Raw genomic sequence first — 1,269 nt, 5'->3', positions numbered from 1 at the left:
CTATCGTTCTTATCGCATTCATACCATTCCATTCACTGCTCGCCGTAACCACAACACCCGGTAATTTCGTCAATGATTGCTCAGTGGGTGATGCAAATACGAAATTCACTTGCATAGATGCGAACAAGCTTGCTGCCAATAAACTGGCAACTATTTTTCTAAATGCTTGTTTCGCAATTCGATTTCTTTTGAACATAAAATACCTCCCATTAACTGAAGTTGACTTCTAGCCTCATAGCCTCATAGACAATTTACAGAAAGAAGCATTAACCATTAACAACACTGTAGTAGGTAAGCTTATGGTTTCTTTTACAATAGAAGTTATCTATCACTCCTCCACAAGGTTCGTCTAACTGCTGAAATGTACTAACCTCCAATTCTCATTTCACACACAGTCAATGTTTACAAACTCAATATAAACAAGGAATCTACCACACGTATACTGCTTATTTTGTAGTCTAGAGCATCAATATTCTGTACTTTTTGGCGAAAATCGTGATGTTAAAAACATACTTTTGAATAATAGTTTAATTATGGAAATTCCCTGTTTATAGGCTGAGGACTATGTTAATGCTCTGAAATAAAAGAAAAGACGAAGGTACTAGCTCCCCCGCCTCTTCACAAAATTATTTCTTGTTCGCTACCTTCCACGCGTCAATTTGCGTTTGCATTTCTGCCAGCAGCTTGTCCATGCCTGCTTTTTTCAGCTTTTCATTTAATTTAGGCAATTGAACTTCCAGATCAAGCGCTCCAGTGATCAAGCCGGCTTTAAACTCGCTGATGGCGGAAGCACATTGCGCCAGCTCGCTCTTCACCTTGGATGGATCGAAGCTGAAGCCAAGCACTTTTGACGAAATAGCTGCGCTGTTCATGTCTGGTCCTGCTGGGAACCATTTGGGTTGTAACGGACTCGTGCGGTAGGAGTTGAACATGTTGCCGTACTCCCAACCGGAAGCAACGTTATAGCCCGTGTTAGGAATCGTTTCGATCAGATCTTCACCTATTTTCTTGTAGTGCTTGCTTTCAATACCATAGTTTAAAAGGTTAAATAGTTTTGCATCCGAGTACATCAAGTCATAGAACATCATAGCACGTTCTGGATTTTTGGATGTGCGGGGAATAGCTGTCAAAGTTCCAATAATTGACCCAGTACTCATATAAGGTTGTGAAAATTTAGCTGTAAGCACATTTTCCGGCTTTCCATTTCCATAGCGATCCGCTTGGTTAGCCGGTACATCCGGATTCATTACGGCCGTTCTAGTAATGTAC

General features: G+C 40.8%; 2 protein-coding genes. Both read right to left on the bottom strand.

All coding sequences use genetic code 11. The features are described 5' to 3' along the window. Positions 1–196: hypothetical protein (locus AC1DUA_RS38150; protein WP_477504654.1), on the bottom strand; the 196-nt coding region annotated here is incomplete at its 3' end. Positions 197–626: 430 nt separating this feature from the next. Further along, the coding region (locus AC1DUA_RS38145; RefSeq protein WP_477504653.1) for a DUF3502 domain-containing protein at positions 627–1,269 on the bottom strand (643 nt) is incomplete at its 5' end.

The organism is Paenibacillus sp. 01T422, from assembly GCF_056398785.1.
Note: the sequence above shows the minus strand (reverse complement) of the source record. Positions and strands in the feature narration are given on the sequence as shown.